At 62.9% G+C, this 17,177-nt stretch carries 13 protein-coding genes; 3 read left to right on the top strand and 10 right to left on the bottom strand.

The window, feature by feature from the left end; translation table 11 throughout:
* The first annotated feature begins 208 nt into the window (after window positions 1-208).
* Complete coding sequence (locus C1A15_RS04675) at window positions 209-1,759, top strand: helix-turn-helix transcriptional regulator (RefSeq protein WP_101721481.1); 1,551 nt, start codon at window positions 209-211, stop codon at window positions 1,757-1,759.
* Here the strand turns inward: C1A15_RS04675 and C1A15_RS04670 are convergent.
* The 5 genes from C1A15_RS04670 to C1A15_RS04650 all read right to left on the bottom strand — a co-directional run bounded on the left by C1A15_RS04670 (window position 1,756) and on the right by C1A15_RS04650 (window position 6,453).
* A complete protein-coding gene (locus tag C1A15_RS04670; protein ID WP_101723698.1) occupies window positions 1,756-2,526 on the bottom strand; it encodes a zeta toxin family protein in 771 nt (256 codons plus the stop codon). The two genes, C1A15_RS04675 and C1A15_RS04670, sit on opposite strands and share 4 nt — an antisense overlap.
* A 1-nt stretch (window position 2,527) precedes the next feature.
* A complete protein-coding gene (locus C1A15_RS04665) occupies window positions 2,528-3,097 on the bottom strand; it encodes a helix-turn-helix domain-containing protein (protein ID WP_101721480.1) in 570 nt (189 codons plus the stop codon).
* Window positions 3,098-3,230: 133 nt separating this feature from the next.
* Complete coding sequence (locus tag C1A15_RS04660) at window positions 3,231-4,124, bottom strand: thiamine pyrophosphate-dependent enzyme (RefSeq protein WP_101721479.1); 894 nt, start codon at window positions 4,122-4,124, stop codon at window positions 3,231-3,233.
* Window positions 4,125-4,126: 2 nt separating this feature from the next.
* Window positions 4,127-5,338 carry a transketolase C-terminal domain-containing protein gene (locus C1A15_RS04655; protein WP_101721478.1) on the bottom strand — a complete coding sequence of 404 codons (1,212 nt, stop codon included), beginning with the start codon at window positions 5,336-5,338 and terminating at the stop codon, window positions 4,127-4,129.
* Window positions 5,335-6,453: a 2-oxoacid:acceptor oxidoreductase family protein gene (locus C1A15_RS04650; RefSeq protein ID WP_101721477.1), complete on the bottom strand. Its 1,119-nt coding sequence runs from the start codon at window positions 6,451-6,453 to the stop codon at window positions 5,335-5,337. The genes C1A15_RS04655 and C1A15_RS04650 overlap by 4 nt, the downstream gene beginning before the upstream one ends.
* Before the next feature lie 811 nt (window positions 6,454-7,264).
* Here C1A15_RS04650 and C1A15_RS04645 point away from each other — a divergent pair.
* Window positions 7,265-8,947 (top strand): lipopolysaccharide biosynthesis protein, encoded by a 1,683-nt coding sequence (locus C1A15_RS04645; RefSeq protein WP_245864916.1) that lies wholly within the window; start codon window positions 7,265-7,267, stop codon window positions 8,945-8,947.
* Window positions 8,948-9,140: 193 nt separating this feature from the next.
* Here C1A15_RS04645 and C1A15_RS04640 read toward each other — a convergent pair whose 3' ends face one another.
* Window positions 9,141-9,800, bottom strand: coding sequence for a LysR family transcriptional regulator substrate-binding protein (locus C1A15_RS04640; RefSeq protein WP_101721476.1), 660 nt, complete (start codon window positions 9,798-9,800; stop codon window positions 9,141-9,143).
* Window positions 9,801-9,814: 14 nt separating this feature from the next.
* The gene (locus tag C1A15_RS04635) at window positions 9,815-11,158 is read right to left on the bottom strand and encodes a phenylacetate--CoA ligase family protein (RefSeq protein ID WP_101721475.1); all 1,344 of its coding nucleotides are present in this window, start codon (window positions 11,156-11,158) and stop codon (window positions 9,815-9,817) included.
* A gap of 292 nt (window positions 11,159-11,450) precedes the next feature.
* Between C1A15_RS04635 and C1A15_RS04630 the strand changes: the two genes are divergently transcribed.
* Complete coding sequence (locus tag C1A15_RS04630; RefSeq protein WP_101721474.1) at window positions 11,451-12,377, top strand: LysR family transcriptional regulator; 927 nt, start codon at window positions 11,451-11,453, stop codon at window positions 12,375-12,377.
* Here the strand turns inward: C1A15_RS04630 and C1A15_RS16810 are convergent.
* The 3 genes from C1A15_RS16810 to C1A15_RS04615 form a co-directional block, all read right to left on the bottom strand.
* Window positions 12,337-13,683 carry an LPXTG cell wall anchor domain-containing protein gene (locus C1A15_RS16810; RefSeq protein ID WP_146001808.1) on the bottom strand — a complete coding sequence of 449 codons (1,347 nt, stop codon included), beginning with the start codon at window positions 13,681-13,683 and terminating at the stop codon, window positions 12,337-12,339. The two genes, C1A15_RS04630 and C1A15_RS16810, sit on opposite strands and share 41 nt — an antisense overlap.
* 170 nt (window positions 13,684-13,853) lie before the next feature.
* Entirely contained in the window at window positions 13,854-15,596 is a 1,743-nt protein-coding gene (locus tag C1A15_RS04620) for an FAD-binding protein (protein WP_180952996.1), read from the bottom strand.
* Window positions 15,597-15,887: 291 nt separating this feature from the next.
* Window positions 15,888-17,000: a response regulator transcription factor gene (locus C1A15_RS04615; RefSeq protein WP_180952995.1), complete on the bottom strand. Its 1,113-nt coding sequence runs from the start codon at window positions 16,998-17,000 to the stop codon at window positions 15,888-15,890.
* Between the last annotated feature and the right edge of the window lie 177 nt (window positions 17,001-17,177).

Genomic DNA, 17,177 nt, shown 5'->3' with positions numbered 1-17,177 from the left:
CTGCTCATGCGTTCCGTATGGACGAAACACCGCGCATTGTAGGCTCCTCGGCTTGTCCGCGTGTTACATGAAATATGTACATTTTTCGTTTAGCCTGTTCAGAGCTTTGCAGTGCGAGAACATCATCATTCCCCGCCCTGAGGTTGTCTCGGTATACTGACGAGGGTAATTCTAACGACCGGGGATGCGCATCCAGGGGAGGATCATAATGAACGCGGCGACCGTACTGCGCGCTTTCAAACCGAATACCACGCTGTTCGGCTACGCGTCGTTCCTTGCCGTGAACGCCGCCGGCGCATGGGGCGGCGTGTTCCCGTTCCTGCCGATGAAGATGCAGGAGCCGCAAACGCTGTTCTGGTTCTTCCTCGTTCAGTCGCTCGTGTTCGCCGGCTGCTTCTTCCTGAGCGTGGTGGGCTCGTACCACATGCCCGGGCCCACGCGATTTTTCATCGTCAGGCTGTCGGCCGTGCCGTATCTGCTGGGATGGTTCTGCCTCATCGGCTCGATGTACCTGGACGCATGGATGATGCCCCTCGTCATCGCGGGCGGCGGGTTCATCGGCGTGGGGTCGGCCGGGTTCTACATGCTGTGGCAGCGCCTGTTCGCCAGCCAGGACTCCGACACGGGCAACCACGACCTCATACTGGGAACCGCGTACGCCTCGGTGCTGTACTTCGCGCTGCATCTCATCCCCCGCGCCGTCACCGTGTACCTTATCCCGCTGGTCATCATGCCGTTTTTCGCGCTGGCGATATCGCTGAAGAGCCGCGAGATCAATTTCGACCAACCCATGTTCGAAGACGTGCCGAAGAAGAACAGGGACGTGTACCGTCAGGCGATCTCCACCCTTGCGCGCCCGGCGCTGTGCGTAGGGTCGCTCGGGCTGTGCGCGGGGCTCATCCGGGCGCTCGCCATCGACGACCCTTCCATAGGCTCGCTCGTGAACGCGCTTTCCATGGGCGCGTCGCTGGTCACGGCGGTCGCGTTTCTTGTCTTGTGGCAATTCAAGAGCGTCCGGCTCAACGTGGTTTCGCTGTTCCGCATCGTGTTTCCGGTGATCATCACCGGTTTCGTGCTGCTGCCGTTTTTGGGCGACGTATACGCTCGCTGGCTTGCGGCCATCCTGTACGCGGCGTACAGCGTCACCATCATGCTCATGATGATCCAGTGCGCCCAGTCGTCGCGCGACCACGGGACGAACCCCGTGTTCGTGTACGGGTTCTTCGGCGGCGTGGTGTACGCCCTGCACGACGCGGGATTCATCGGCGGAACGCTTGCGGGGCAGGTGGCCATCCCAGGCCTCTCGTCGCATGCCGTGGTGGCGCTCGGCGCCGGGTACCTGCTGGGATTCATGTACTTCTTCGGGCAAGGCGGCTTCCACAGCGCGCTGCGAGGGGTACGGGGCTCAGTGCCGGACGTCGAGCTCGTGTCATTGGGACCGCTGCCCGACGCCGCTTTCAGGCGGGAGGGAACGTCCCGTCCCGCACGCAAGCATGCCGTCGGCGAGCCCGTCTATCAGGATCGTATCTCCAAACAGGTGGCGCGCATCCGTCAGGAATTCCGGCTGAGCGCGCGCGAAGCCGAGGTCATGGAGCACATCGTGCGCGGCAAGACCGTGGTGCGCATCGCCGAAGAGCTCGTGATCTCCGAGAACACCGTACGCATGCACTCGAAGCGCATCTACGCCAAGCTCGACGTGCACAAGAAGCAGGACCTCATCGATCTCGTGGATTCGTTCGACCCGGAACCGGGAAGCTAGCCGCGCGCCTTCGCTTCTTCGAGTCGCTGCTCGAGGTATGCTTGGTGCTTGCGTTCCTCTTCGGTCCAGTCGCCGAACAAAATGTCCCGGAGCGCGTCGCTCGCGCGTCCCTCGCCGTCTGCGCTGGAGAACAGGCAGCGCTCGCTGCGACTGTAGAGATCGACGCTGTCGAACATGCCGGAATCCTCGAGCACCTTCAGGTTGTCGACGATGCTCTCTACGATCAAAAGGTGGTGCGCAGGGTCGACCGCGCGCGGCTCCGTGCCCGCGATGCGCATCTGCTCGTAGCGCAGCTGACAGCTGACCAGCGATATCTCGGGTTTCACCGCCATGAGCGCCAGCGACACACCGTATCCGCGACCGCGCAAAAACGCCGCCGTTCTGAGGGGAACGTCGGAGGTGCGCAGCGTCCCCTCGATGACGAGGTTGTACCCCATAATAGAAAGGGCGTCGATGACCGCCTCGACCATCCGGCCGGCCCATGCAGCCGTATGAGCCGGGGCATCGATCCCGTATTGCGCGCTGATCTGATCGAATCGAGGATGATAGCCGCGATAATCATCGCCGTTAACGATGACAATGTTCTGATCGAACTCATCCCGACACAAACGATGCAGCATGGTTTTTCCCGAGCCGCTTTGTCCACCCAACAGAACTGCCCTCGGATCATCCCTCACCGTTATGCGGGCGTTGGATACAAGCAGCTGCACAATCGACTGAAGCCCTTCACAAAATTCTTGATCAGAGTAATCTTCTATGTTCGTCATGTCATGCGGCTCTCGCATCGCATCCATGTACGAGATTGATTAAGCAATCGATTCTTCCTTTAAGCTCAGCTAACCGTATCCTGTTGGAGTTTTCTCGATATGTGATGCTCGGCATAATCTGCGCAAGCTGCTTGAGAGCGTCTTCATACACTAACGTTGCAACCTTATCGCCCTTTTTCCGTGCGGCAATAAGAAGGTTCGAAGTCTTCCCTGCTAACTGTGCAGCTTGCTCGTTGAGCACTTCCTGCTGCAGCGTGATCTCGTATATCTCGTTGATGTCCATGATGTCCCCGTCCTCGTCGAAGGAAACCAGCGCGTACACGATCTTCTCGGTTTTGTCCCGCTGGCTTTTCGTCAGCAGCTCTCCGTCCCGCTCGAGGCAACCCCGCATGAACGCGGGATCGTCCGCGGCGCGTATGAGGTTCGCGTTCGCCTTGCTGGGCTTTTGCCCGTTCTCGTAGCGCACGACGCTCGCCTCGCCGAGCCCCAGCAAGCGAGCGAACCCCTGCTGCGTCAGCCCGTACTTCTCCCGAATGCGTTTGATGTCTCGCGGCGTCAGTTCATTCGACATATCTGCCTCCGATAGTATCTATCTTTTGATTGAAATAAGTATATCATATGATCGACCATCATGAAAGCATCGGCACAAAAAAGGGGCGCCATCCTCGAACGGCGCCCCTTCCAGCAGTGCATCGACGGCGGCTCTACGCCCAATCCCTGCGCATGACCTCCCATTTCGCGTCGCGCGCGGCAACCACGCTGGCGACATCCTCGTCGGTGAGGGCCTTGAAGCGGCCTTGGCGGCGCAGGTAGGCCTCGACGCTGGCGAATTCGCGCGGGTTGCGGTTCAGCTTGAACGCGCCGCACTCATACTCGGCCAGGTACCACAGGCCGCAGTCGACGATGTCCTTCGAGATGTCCACCGTCTCGTCCACGTCGCAGCCCCACCCAGTCGGGCACGGCGCCATCACGTGGATGTACTTCGTGCCGCGGATGGCAGCGGCGTGCTCCACCTTGCGGATGAAGTCGTTGAGGTAGCCGATGGACGCGGTGGCCGCATACGGGATGCCGTGCGCGGCCACGATCTCGAACATGTTCTTCTTCTGCGTCAGGCAGCCGTGCATGTTCGAACCTGCCGGCGTGGTGGTGGTCTTCGCGCCGAACGGCGTAAGCGAGCTCTTCTGGATGCCCGTGTTCATGTACGCCTCGTTGTCGTAGCAGATGTACAGCACGTCGTCGTTGCGGTCGATGGCGCCCGACAGCGCCTGGATGCCGATGTCGGCCGTGCCGCCGTCGCCCGCGAAGCCCACCACCGTGCAGTCGTCGGGCTTCTTGCCCTGGGCGCGCAGGCCAGCCTCGATGCCGGTCAGCACGCTGGCTGTTGCGGCGAACGGCGTGATTATCGCGTTGTTGGCGAAGCTGAGCTGCGGGAAGTTGAAGCCGACGGCGCTCATGCAGCCCGCAGGCAGCGCGCACACCGCATTCGGCCCCAGCACCTTGAGCGCCGCGCGCACGGCGAGCGAACCGCCGCAGCCGGCGCACGCCTTGTGGCCGAAGAAGAACTCGTCGTTGGAAATGGTCTTGGCATTCACGGCCATGGTTACTTCTCCTCCTTCTCGGCAGCGCCCAGCGCGTCGGCGGGCGAATCGATGCCGAGGAACGACACGCGGGGCAGGTCGACGCCCTCGGCCGCCTGCGCAAGCATGGCGAACATGCCCGTCGCCTGTGTCTCGGATATGTCATCGCCGCCCAGGCCGCCCACGAAGTTGTAGGTGGGCACCCCCACGGCCGCCTGCTGCAGCGCGGAGTTCACGTTCGTGAACACGGTGCCCTCGGCACCGAACGACACGTCCTTCTCCAGCACGCCCACGGCCTTCGCGCCGCGCAGCGCCTCGGCGATGAGCGCGCCCGGCATGGGGCGCAGGTAGCGGATGCGCAGCATGCCCGCACGAACTCCCTGGGCGCGCAACTCGCGCACCACCGAGCGCACGAGCCCGGCCGCCGACCCGAGCGTCACGAGGATCACATCGGCGTCGTCGCAGCTCAGCGTCTCGATCATACCGGAGTACCGACGACCGAACGCTTCCGCGAACCGCTCCTCCACCTGCGCGACCACGGCAGGCGCATCGAGCATGTCGCGGTGCTCCCAGTACTTGAAGTAGCGGTTGTACTCGGGACCGGCCGAGAAGCCGATGTTCACCGGGTTCTCGAAGTCGAACCGGTTGCCCGCGGGCTCGTAGGGCGGCAGGAACGCGTCGGCCTCGGCCGGCTCGGGCACGTCCACCGTCTCGTAGGTGTGCGTGAGCGCGAAGCCGTCGAGGTTCACCATCACCGGCGTGGCCACGCGCGCGTCCTCGGCCACGGCGTAGGCCATGAGCGCCAGGTCGAGCGCCTCCTGGTTGTCTTCGGCGTACACCTGGATCCAGCCATGGTCGAGCAGCGCCAGCGAGTCGCGCTGGTCGCCGTAGATGTTCCAAGGGAGCGCCGTGGCGCGGTTCGCGTTCATCATGACGATGGGGAACCGGCCGCCCGACGCGTAGGTCAGGCACTCGGCCATGTACAGCAGACCCTGGCTCGACGTGGCCGTGAACGTGCGCGCGCCTGTGGCCGACGCGCCGATGGCGCACGACAGCGCCGAGTGCTCGGATTCCACATGCACGTACTCGGCCGTCAACGATCCGTCCTCCACCATCTCGCTCAGGCGCTCCACCACCACCGTCTGCGGCGTGATGGGGTACGCGGAAATCACCTGCGGGCGCGCCAGGCGCACGCCCTCGGCAAACGCCTCGTCGCCGGAAAGGAACCGTTTCATCGAGCATCCGCCTCGCTTTCAGGGATCATCGTGATGGAACCGAACGCGCACGCCTTCGCGCAGATGCCGCATCCCTTGCAGAAGTCGAGGTCGATGGCCACCGGCGCGGGCGCTACCGCAGGCCCTACGACGTCAGCGAGGGTTTCCGCAGTGCCCGAGCTGGGGTCGATGGCGGAGGCGTGGCGTGCTTGGGCACGCGAGCCTTCGCCAGCGGCCGCGGATCGGGTGCTGCGGGAAGCCGCAGTGCCGGCTGGTTCCGTCGGCTGATAAGCCGGCGGAACCTTGTACACGGTGCCGTCGGGACAGTACAGGTAGCACTGGAGGCATCCCGTGCACGACGCGGCGTCGATCACGGGGCGCTGGTTGCGCCACCCGGCGTTCTTCACCGTGAGATAGCCCGCCTCGAAGCACGTGGAATGCGCGAAATCGGAAGGGTCGAGCGCGCCGGAGCGAAGGGTGGGAATATGGACGGCAGGCCTGCGAGCTCCTTCGGCGTGCGACGCGAGGGGTTCGTCGGATAGACCCGAATCGCCCTCCACGCAGGAGCCAGGGGCGGCGGACCCAGGAACAACGCCCGTTGCGCAGGACGCACAGGCCGTCGTCATCGCTTCCCGAGCCGCCTCCACGATCGCGATGTTCTTCGCATGCAGCTTCGCCGGCATGTACTGACGGATGGCCTCCTGCACGTTCTCGACGCTCACGCGGTCGCACAGCGCCGACAGCGCGCCGAGGAACACCGTGTTCGGAATCGGCCGACCCAGAATAGCGGCCGAGATGCCGTCGGCATCGAGCGCGACGATCCGCTCGTCGTCGAACGCGCGCGTGCTGTTCACCAGCACGACGCCGTCGGGCTTCAGCTCGTTTTCCCAGCCCGCGCCCAGCAGCGTGTCATCGAGGTAGATGACGTAGTCGGCTTGGGACACCGCGCTGCGATCTCCGATGGGCTGGTCGGACAGCTTCGCGAACGCCCGCATCGGCGCCCCGCGCCGCTCGGGGCCGAACGACGGAAATGCCAGCGCATGCGCACCCGCGTCAAGCGATGCCGCCGCGCCCAGCAGCCGTGCCGCCGTAAAGGCACCCTGGCCGCCTCGGCCGTGCCATAGTATCTCGATCATGAACTCTCCCCTTCGCATCTTCGCACGTTGGTCATGCAAGTATAGCGCTCGCATGCGCAGCGGCGCGGCGCGCACCGGCCAAAGCGCGCACGTTGACGGCCAAACAGCACATCAAGCTCGGCCAAGAAGACGCAGCCTTGCGGGTGAGGGCGCAGGCGTTCTCCCAAGAGACCGGCGCGGCTGATGCGTCCCTTTACCCCGAGGAGGCTGTCACGATTCTGGGCGCGAATCGTCAGCCATGACAAAATCGAGGGGCTCTCACGTGCACGCGGAGGGAGCTCGATGTGTGGCAAAAGCGGGTTTTTGGCAATTCGGAGGCGATCGGAGACGCTGCTTCCCGGTCGCGAGAATTGGCGACCTGGGGTTTTGCACGAAAGCATCTCGAAAAGGAGTGCGAAGACTGCCAAAAACCCGATTTTGCCACATATAGCGCTGCCGTTCCGCCGATCCCGGTTCCGAGAAGCAGCTCACGGGATGGCGACCCGCTCGTACAGATGTTTCACGTGAAACATACCGCCCACGAGGCGGCGGGGCGCTACGTCTGCACGCTACGGTTGACATACCTGAAGATCCGCCCCTTCACGAGCTGCGCCAACAGGTGCACGGTCGGCGAGAGGCACGGGCGCGTATCCACGGAAAAGTCATCGCGAGTCACAAAAATCGCCCCAGCGGCGATTTTTGCGACTTGACGGCTCACGACCTCTTCCTCGCGCGGTCTTCTACCGTTGCTGTGTATCTCGTCCATCCACGCCATGATGAACTATACTTTTCAAAACACGACTTGGTTCGAGAAGGGGCTGAGAAGCACAGCATGGCGCGCTTCACGTTCAAAAAAGAGCAGGCCGAGGGGCTGCACGCAAAGCACCGCGAAGACCTTGAGCATCCGGAAGACCTCGCCGAAGGCGGGTCCGCACCGTCCGACACGACGCCGTTTCTTGGGGCGTCTTCGCGCGAGCGCCGCGAGGCAGCCGGGAGCAAGCCCCGCAAGCCCAACTTCATCACGCGACAAGTCAACCGTTGGTGCAACCGGCTGCTGGGAGCGGTGTCCGAACGCTCGCTGGCCGACCAGGAGGAAGAGTACGCCGCGCACCGCACCACCCGCGACTACGTGTGGAACACGGTGGGCGTGGGCGCATGGGGCATGGTGTTTCCCATCCTCACCGTCGTGGTCACGCAGCTCGTGGGCGTCGAGCAGGCGGGCATGTTCTCACTCGCGTTCGTCACCGGCACGCTGCTCATGATCCTGGCCAACTACGGCGTTCGTACCTACCAGGTGTCCGATGTGACCGAGGAGCATTCGTTCTCGGATTACCAGATCAACCGCTGGATCACCTGCGAGTTCATGGTGCTCGTCGGCGTGGTGTACTGCATGGTGCGCGGCTACGAGAGCCAGATGTTCACCATCAGCCTGGGCGTGTACCTCTACAAGATGGTGGACGGCCTGGCCGACGTGTACGAAGGACGATTGCAGCAGGTGGACAAGCTGTACCTGTCGGGCGTGTCGCAGGCGTTCCGCTCCGTCGTGGTGCTCGTGGTGTTCTCTCTGTGCCTGCTCGTCACGCGCAACCTCGCGGTTTCGTGCATCGTCATGGCCGTCGCGGCGTTCGCCACCTTCATCGTGCTCACGTTCCCGCTGGCCATGTTCGAGACGCCAAGGTCGAAACGTTGGAACGTCGGCAGCATCGTCGAGCTGTTCAAACAGTGCTTTCCCCTGTTCATCGCGCTGTTCTTGTACGCGTTCATCGACAACATGCCGAAGTTCGTGATGGAAGGCGTGCTGAGCTACGACAACCAGCTGTACTTCAACGCGCTGTACTTCCCCGCGCAGGGCATCCTGCTGACCGTCGGGTTCATCTACAAGCCGCTGCTCGTGAAGATGGCGAACGTGTGGGCCGACCCTGCGAAGCGCAAGCGGTTCGACCTGATCATCGTCGTGATCATGGCGGTCATCGTCGCGGTCACCGGCGTCACGGCGCTTGCCATGGCATGGATCGGCATTCCCGTGATGAGCTTCTTGTACGGCGTGGACTTCGAGCAATTCCGCGGGCTATGCTACATCATGCTGGCAGCGGGCGGCGTGACGGCGGCGATCGACTTCCTGTACCAAGTGATCACCGTGCTGCGCCAGCAGCGCTCCGTCACGAAACTGTACGTGATCACGTTCGGATTCGCGTTGTTCGTGCCCATCCTGCTGGTGAACTTCACCGGGCTGCCCGGTGCCGTGATCGGCTACCTCATCGTGATGTGCATCCTGTTCGTGCTGCTGATCTGGGAATACATGCGCATCCGCATGGCGCTCTCGCACGAAAAGACGGCAACGGCCGAGATGCCCCGGCCAATGCGTCCCAGCGAGGCGCGTGCCGAGCGCGCCCGCCGCGAGCAGGTACGCGCGAAGTGGGGCGCTCACGGCGCGCCGCCCATCAGCGACGACGCCCTCGACTTGGCCGGCAGGCACCGTGCGCTCGACGAAGACGACGACCCGTTACTTCAGTAGCCTGTCGGTTTCAAGCAGGACACGGCTTCACGCAGCGCTTGATCAACCCCGCGATGAGCAAAGCTGCGGTTTCCGATGTTTCACGTGAAACATCCGTACGTGTTGCACGGCATCGCGCATCGAGCGCCTCTCTTCGGTGGCGCAAAAAGCGCCCCTCAAAGGAGGGGCGCTTCACGTTGCGAGGGGATGCTTCCTAGAACCGCGCGTACTTCTCGAGGTTCTTCTTGAGAGTGTCGACGAATCGCTGACCGATGTCGCTGAGCGCTTCGCCCTTGCGCACCACGTAGCCGAGGTGCAGCTTCACGTCGGTGTCGAGCGGCACGGTGTTGAGGCCCGCGCCGTCGGAGATGCCCACGAGGATGCCGCTCGTCACCGTGTAGCCGTTGAGCGCCACGATGAGCTCGGACAGCGATGCGCGGTCGGTGCACGCGATGCTCTTGGCGCGCGGCACGCTGGCCAGCGCTTCCTCGGCGAAGGCGACCGGCGCGTCCTCGTCCTGCTCGAAGTAGAGGTACGGGAAGTCTTCCATGTCCTCGAGCGTCAGGACGCTGGCGTTCACCATCGGATGGCTCTTCGGCAGAGCGACGCGCGGGGCCGACTGGATGAGTTCGACGAACTCGAGACCCGCCGCGTCGAGCGCGGCGTTCACCTCGTCGGCCGTGGCCGACGTCTCGAACAGCACGCCCAGCTCGCTCTTCCCGTCGACGACGTCGTCGATGACGCCCTGCGTCGTACGGTCGCGTAGGGCATAGCGGAAGGAATCGCCGCCGAGCGCCAGCACGGTGTGCGCGAACGTCTGCACGTTGAACAGGTAATGCTGGCCGGAAACGGCGAAGGTGGTTTCAGTGGTCATAGATGGTCCCTTTCCTATCGCGTGACGCAGCCGCGCTCGTCGATGAAGCGCGAGGCCTTGTGTTCGGACGACGTGCCCAGCTTGCCTGCATCATACACGATAACCTTGGCCGGGCGCACGCCCGTGTGCGCCTTGAGCGCAGCCTCGGTGCGGCTCGCTACCTCGTCGTAGGGTTCGTCGCTGCCGAGCGAACGCTCGACGGACACCTCGTACTTGCAGGTGAAGTTCTTCTCGTACACGCGAATGGAGTACTCACCCGTGAGGCCGTCCAGGCCGCGCACCACGTACTCGATGTCGCTGGGGAACACGTTGACGGCGCCCACGATGAACATCTCGTCCTTGCGGCCCGTCACGTGGATGCGGGCCAGCGTGCGGCCGCATTCGCAGGTGTCGGTGCTCACGTAGCCGATGTCGCCCGTGCGGAAGCGGATCATCGGGCGGGCCTTCTTGCACAGCGTCGTGTACACGAGCTCGCCCGTCTCGCCCGGCGCCAGCACCTCGCCAGTCGTCGGGTCCACCGTTTCCACGAGGATCTGGTCCTCCACGATGTGCAGGCCGTCGTGCGCCTCGCAGGCGGCTGCGCATGCGCCGTAGATGTCGGACAGGCCATAGAAGTCGACGACCTTCGCGCCCCACAGGTTCTCGATGGCCTCGCGCGTCGATGTGATGGAACCGCCCGCCTCGCCAGCCACGATGATGGTGTGGATGTTGAAATCGGTCTTGGGATCGAAGCCCTTCTCCTTCGCGATCTCGCCGAGATGCCACGCGTAGGACGGCGACGTCCAGATGACCGTGGGTTGGTACTGCTTCAGCACGAACAGCAGGCGGTCGGACGGCACGGCGCCCACCCAGATGGCCAGCGCGCCCAGTCGCTGCGCGCCGATGACGTCGGGGCCGCCCACGTACAGGGCGAAGTTCAGGCCGTGCACGTAGCGGTCGTTCGGGCGCATGCCCGCTTGCCAGAACAGACGCGCCTCGGTGTCCTGCCACAGATCGAAGTCCTCCTGCGTGAAGGGGCTGACCGTGGGAACGCCCGTCGAGCCGGACGAGGTGGCCATGAAGATGACCTCCTCTTCGGGCACGCTGCACATCTCGCCGAAGAAGCTTCCCACGTGCTGCGTCTCGCGCTCGGTTTTCTTGTCGCAGAAGGGGAACTTCGCGATGTCGTCGAGCGTTTGGATGTCGGCGGGCTTCACGCCGGCCTCGTCGAACGCGCGCTGGTAGTAGACGGTGTTGTCGTATGCGTAGGCCACCATGTCCTTCAGGCGTTGCAGTTGCAGCGCCTCAAGCTCCGGCCGCGGCATGCATTCGATCTCCGGATCATAGTACTTCTGATCGTAGGGGATGTCCTTCGCCATGGTTGCTCCTTGTTCGTCATGCGGTTTCGTCGCTGCCCGCACGTTCGCCCCGCCGAGTTGAGCTTCGGAATGTTTCACGTGAAACATTCGTTCGCTATCAGGGCTTTTCGCGTGCAATGCAGCGTATTGCATGAAACCACGAACGCTGCCGAAACACAACCTCCCGGGTCATTCGATGTTTTGATGGTTTGCTATCTATCGAACAGATAGCTGGGTAAAATGGCGGAAAGAACGTCGAACGAACCGCCCGACGTCCCGAAGATTCGACGCCCGAGCACGGAAGGCACCTCCCATGACCCTGCAGCAGCTGCGCTACCTCATCGCCATCGCGGAATACGGCTCCATCAACGCGGCGGCGCAAAACCTGTACGCGTCGCAGTCGAACCTGTCCACCGCCATCAAGGAGCTGGAGCAGGAACTGGGCATCACCGTGTTCACGCGCAGCAACCGCGGCGTGACGCTGACGAACGACGGCACCGAGCTGCTGGGCTACGCGCGCCAGGTGATCGAGCAGGCCGACATGCTGGAGATGCGCTACGCCGACAAGGGCTCCACCCACCTGCGGCTGGCCGTGTCCACGCAGCATTACGCGTTCAGCGTGCAGGCGTTCGTGAACGTGGTGGAGGAATGCGTCGGCGAGGAGTACGAGTTCATCCTGCGCGAGAGCACCACGGCCGAGATCATCGACGACGTGCGCACGTTCCGCAGCGAGGTGGGCATCCTGTACACCGACGACTTCAACCGGCGCGTGCTGCAGAAGGCGTTCGACGACGCCGACGTGGCCTACGCTCCCCTGTTCGACGCGCGCGTGCACGTGTTCGTGGGCGAGCACCACCCGCTGGCGGGCGCCACGCTGCTGCGTCCCGACGACCTGGCCGACTATCCGCGCTACTCGTTCGAGCAGGGCACCACCAACTCGTTCTACTACTCCGAAGAGCCGCTCAGCCACCTGCCGCACAAGCGCAACATCCGCATCTCGGATCGCGGCACGCTCACCAACCTGCTGACCAGCTACAACGGCTACACCCTGTCAACCGGCGTGCTGTCGGCCGAAATGCACTCGGGCATCGCCAGCATTCCGCTCGATGTGGACGAAGCCATGCAGGTGGGCTACATCATGCACAACGAGCGCCGCCCGAGCGACCTGCTGCTGCGCTACATCGACGAGCTGCACGCCATCATCGAAGCGAACCCGAGCGTCTCCGCGCTACCGTCCTGACGGCGAGGAGCGCGCCTGCGGCCAGCGCGGCCGCGAGAACGCCCGCGAGCGCGAGCGCGCCGGGCGCGGCGTCGCCGGTGGCGGGTAGGATCGCGCCGGAACCGCCCGAGGAAGCAGGGGTCGGAGACGGCTGGGGCGTCGGCGGCACGGGCGTCGGCGTGGGCGTAGGCGTGGGATCGACGGCCCGCACCTCCACGGCCTTCGCGACGGCCGGATCATCCAGCGAGGTGATCGTGCCCGCCCCCGTTCCAATGACCTGGCCGTACGTCATCTTGAACCTATCCGTTTCCACTTCGATTGCCTGCGGGGCGCCGCCTGCGGGAGCCACCACCGAGCTGCGCTCCAGCGTGATGCGGCTGCCGGGAACCTGGCCGTACGCCCAGATGGCCGCCGTTGAGCCGCTCGCTTGCACGTTCGCGTGGCGCATGATCAGGTTGACCGTGCCGCCCTCTTCCATGTTCTCGGCGCGCAGGCCCACGCCCAACCCCTCGGACGAGGCCGCCGTGGCGCGCACCGTGGAGTCAGCGATCGCGAAGCGGTCGCTCGAGAAGCTGAAGATGCCAGCCGCATCGCCCGCCGCCTCCACCTCGACGTTCACCTCGGAGCCGTTCGCGATGAAAAGCCCTATCGTGTTGATGCCGTTCGCGAACCCGGGCGACCCCGCGGTCGCGTCGACGCGCACGTCCACCTGCGAGCCGTTCGCCTCGAAGCCCTCGTTCGCCGTCATGCCCATCGAGCCGCCCGGGCCCTGGGCCGACACGGAAACCGACGACCCGTCGATACGGGTGGCGCCGCTCGAGGCCGTTCCCACTGCCGACGTCTCGTCGCCATCCGACGTCACGTTGACCTCGACCGACGTGTTCTCCACTGCGAGATCGCCGTACGAGTAGACGCCGTACAGCACGTCGCCCTCGCCGGCCGTGGCGTTAACGGTCAAGCTGCCGTCGCCTTCGACGGTGAGCGCGCCGCCCTCGTCGTACCCGGTAACGAGAGCCGTGTTCCCTCCGTCGCGTGATGCGTCGTAGTCGATCACGTTCTCGCCGGTCAGCGTGATGTCGAGCGCGCCGTTCGCCGTGATCCTGCCGCCCACGTAGTCGGTCATCCCGAACGCGTCGGCACCGTCCCACTCCCACGTCCCGCCGCCCGAGCCGTGCCCGGACGCGGCCTTGTCGTACGATGTTCCCTCCACGCTGATCTGCGTGGATGCGAACGCCGTCATCGGCACCAGCAGCAAGCTCAGCATCGACGCGGCAACGCAGGCGAACAGGCGCGAAGCGCGGGATCGAACGGCGCAGAATCGGTTCATGGGAGTCCTCCAAGTCGACAGCATGATGGTTCCATCCTACGCGCCCGGCCCGCGCACCATCACGCCACTCCACTCCCGAAAGCGAAGCGTTTCCGTCCGTTCCCCCGTGCGCAAAAAAGCGCCGCCCGCGGGTGCGGACGGCGCTCGAGGTGCTTATGCGACCCAAATTTTTAACGCAACTCGTCTCGAACGGCGTGACCAACAAGCGTGCCCGACACGAGCGCCATCATATGGGAGAAACCACCCGTCATGAAGCCATAGTTCGACACGATCACCGAACCCGCCGCCTTCAAGTTGTCGAATACGAGAGCTCCGTCTTCCCTGATCGGCGCGAACGACTCGTCCACCTTGACGCCGATGTCTGCGAGGTTGTACAGCGTCCTCATGAGGAACGCGTAGTATGGGCCGCTCTCCGCGATCTCCACCATGTCGCCGTGCGCCGTGTCGAAGTCGACCCCCTCGCCTGCCTGATACGCGGCTCGGTATTCCTCGATGGTCGTTGCGAATCCGTCGGCGTCGATACCCGCCGCCCCGGCGAGCGCGGCCAGATCGTCCGCCTTCCAAGCGACGCCTCGGTTGCAGGCGAAAGTCAGCTCGTCCTGAAATTGCTCGACCGCCTTGCCGCTCACGATGCCGAACACCTTATTGTCCGGCTGCGCGATATAGGTTTTGTTCGCCACGGCGCGGCTGCGTTCAGCCTCGTTGAAGAAACGCTTGCCCTCGACGTTCACCATTACGCACGGAGCATAGTTCTGCAGGATCGCGGTCTTTCCGTAATGTCCGACGCGACCGTCAGGGCCAGGCTGGTAATGCACTTTTCCGTCGAGCACGACACCGCCCGCATCTTCGACCCATGCGATGCCGTCGCCGGTCGTTCCCGCGCAACCGAAATGAACGGCGCCCTCCGCACTGGGCACATACTTTTTCATGCGTTCGCCATGAGCTCCGAGACAGCCGGTGGCGAGAATGATGCGCTTCGGACGAATCGTATAGGCAAGGCGGTTCGCCTTGTCGACCACCTTCACGCCAGTCACCGTCGAACCCTCGACGACCAGTTCTTCCACCTGCGTGCTTTTCCGTATATCGACGTTCGCATCGAGGACCGCGAATTCGAGGGATTGCGCCAGGTACGGACCGCCCGCATTCGAGCCATGAACATAGCCGTTCGCATCCGGCACCTGGGCGGCATTATCGCCCGTCACCGGGTCGCGAACCGTCCACAAGGCAGACGGAAGACCGCACACAGGCTCTGTCTTTCCGAGCGCATCGCTCACGGGCATGTAGAGGCCTCGATCAGCGAGAGCGCGTGTGACCGGCCCCGTTCCATCGAGCACCTTCGCGAACAGGATCTCGTTCATGTATCCTTGAGCGTCGTTTTCCTTCGTGAACGCAATGAGCTCGCCCGTGGGGCTCTGCGATCCCACCGCCTCGTTGTACCGCGTGCCGTTCAGCGCGAGGATCATGCAATCGGATACGCGAATGCATCCACCCGTGTACCCGAGCTGCTCGACCAGCACCACGTTCAACCCGCTGTCGGCTCCGGGAGACATGACCTCATCCGTACGAGCGGCCAAGGCGGCGCACAGCCCCGCCGCACCTCCCCCGATCACCAGCACGTCGCAGTCCACGTCGTCGCCCGCCACGACTTCCGACGTCGGAGCCCCCATGAAAGGCGATATGTCGACACCTGCCTCGTCGAGCGCGTTCTTAGCCGCGTCCATGATGCCCTGGCTGCTCCACGTCGCGCCCGACACGGCATCAACGTTCAGCGATTGCCGCTCCACCATAGCTCTCGTGATGCCCTCGATAGCCGCATGCGAGATGAACGGCGAATCGCCCGATTCCAGCACGTGGACGCTTTCGAGCGCTCCGTCTTCGGACAACGAGACCGCCACCTTGATCTCGCTCTTCAAGCCCGAAGCTGCCCCCTTGAGTACCCGAGCCCCTTCAGATGGCTCCTTTGCTCTAACATCTTTCGCGGGGGCACATCCGACCGTCGTAAGCATGGCTCCCGCGCCTATTGCGACCGCACCCGTCAAAAATCCCCTTCGTGAAACATCCCTCATGGTCTCCTCCTTCGACCGCTGCTTGCATGAGCGGAAGCGAAGCGCATCCGCCCTTCCAAGCTTGATGGCTCAAGAGAAGTCCGACAATGATACGAACCCTTTGAAACCTTCGAGATTCACTCGAACGAAAGGTATGATTTAGCGTTTTCCGCCCGCCTCGACGAGGTCGATAAGCTCTTGGCGAGAATGGACGTCAAGCTTTCGATAGATATTGTGCGCATGCGAGCGCGCCGTCCCCTCGGCGATGCACAGCTCACTTTGCACGTAAGGAAGACTACGGCCGACTGCCAACAATCGCAGGACTTCGGTCTCGCGATGAGTCAACTCATAACGTGACGACATCTCTTCGAAGACGGCATCGAATGAACGCTTGTCCCCGTCCGAACTACGGAGCGCAAGCATGTCAAAGGAGCTGGTGAAGCATAGCAAGTACACCATGACGCACACAACAATGCCAATCGCGAACAGGAAAATGCCGGCGGTGGAGTCGACGTTGAACCCGTGCAGCGACGCGTAATAGTACACAAGGTTCACCGTCTTGGTCACCAAATGCGAGATCAGGATGATTGACAGGCTGGGAAGCAGCTTCGATTTCGCGGCTAAAACCATGAATACCATGAGCACGACCATCATCGTCGTGTGAACAAACATCGAAGCCACCGCTTCGAAGTTGAAGAAGTTCTTCGTTTCCAACGATGTCAGCAACCCGACGACAAACGACATGGTCACCACGGCCGCCATGCAATAAAACCTCAGTTTCCCGTTGCTGTTCAAGTTGTCCCTGTCGGCACGTTCCATCCGTCGCGGGTAACGACCCCGGAAACAGACAAACGCCGCTGGAGGAAGCAGCGCAACAACGAACATAGCTCCGGAAAATGCCGATAGCAGATACAACAAGGGGATGCACACGAAATAACCCGCGATAGCTATACCCACGATATCCTTGACACCCGGTATCGTGGTAAGCGCAAGATAGGACAAAAGCACGCATACCACCTGGCCGAAGCAAAGCGCAGCCAACGTTCCCACCAGCAAGACCAGGTTGGCCATACCGTCCAGATCGAAAAGCGACACAACGCAAACAGTTTCAACTGCCATCGCCGCAACGAGCGAACAGACGAGCAGCGCTCTTTGCGACAAAGCATCGAAAGTCCGCAGAAATGTGACGGCAATCAGATAGGAAAGGAACAATGAGGCGTAGTACGAAAGATAATGCGAGCCTCCGAATACCATCGAAAGATCGAACGCCAACGGCCACCTCGACAAGAACTGAACCATCCAAATGTAACAACAAGCCACGCCGGCGATGTAGCGTAAGCGCGTTTTCCCCGAGATAGCCTCATGCGACATCGTAACCACAGCATTCGACAAGGAAGACCCCTCCCATCCGCCTTGAGCACTGAGCGATTCGCTCGTTAGTATAGAGCA

Origin of the sequence: Eggerthella timonensis (assembly GCF_900184265.1) — a bacterium.
Taxonomy (GTDB): Bacteria; Actinomycetota; Coriobacteriia; order Coriobacteriales; family Eggerthellaceae; genus Eggerthella; species Eggerthella timonensis.
This window is presented reverse-complemented; position numbering and strand designations above follow the sequence as displayed.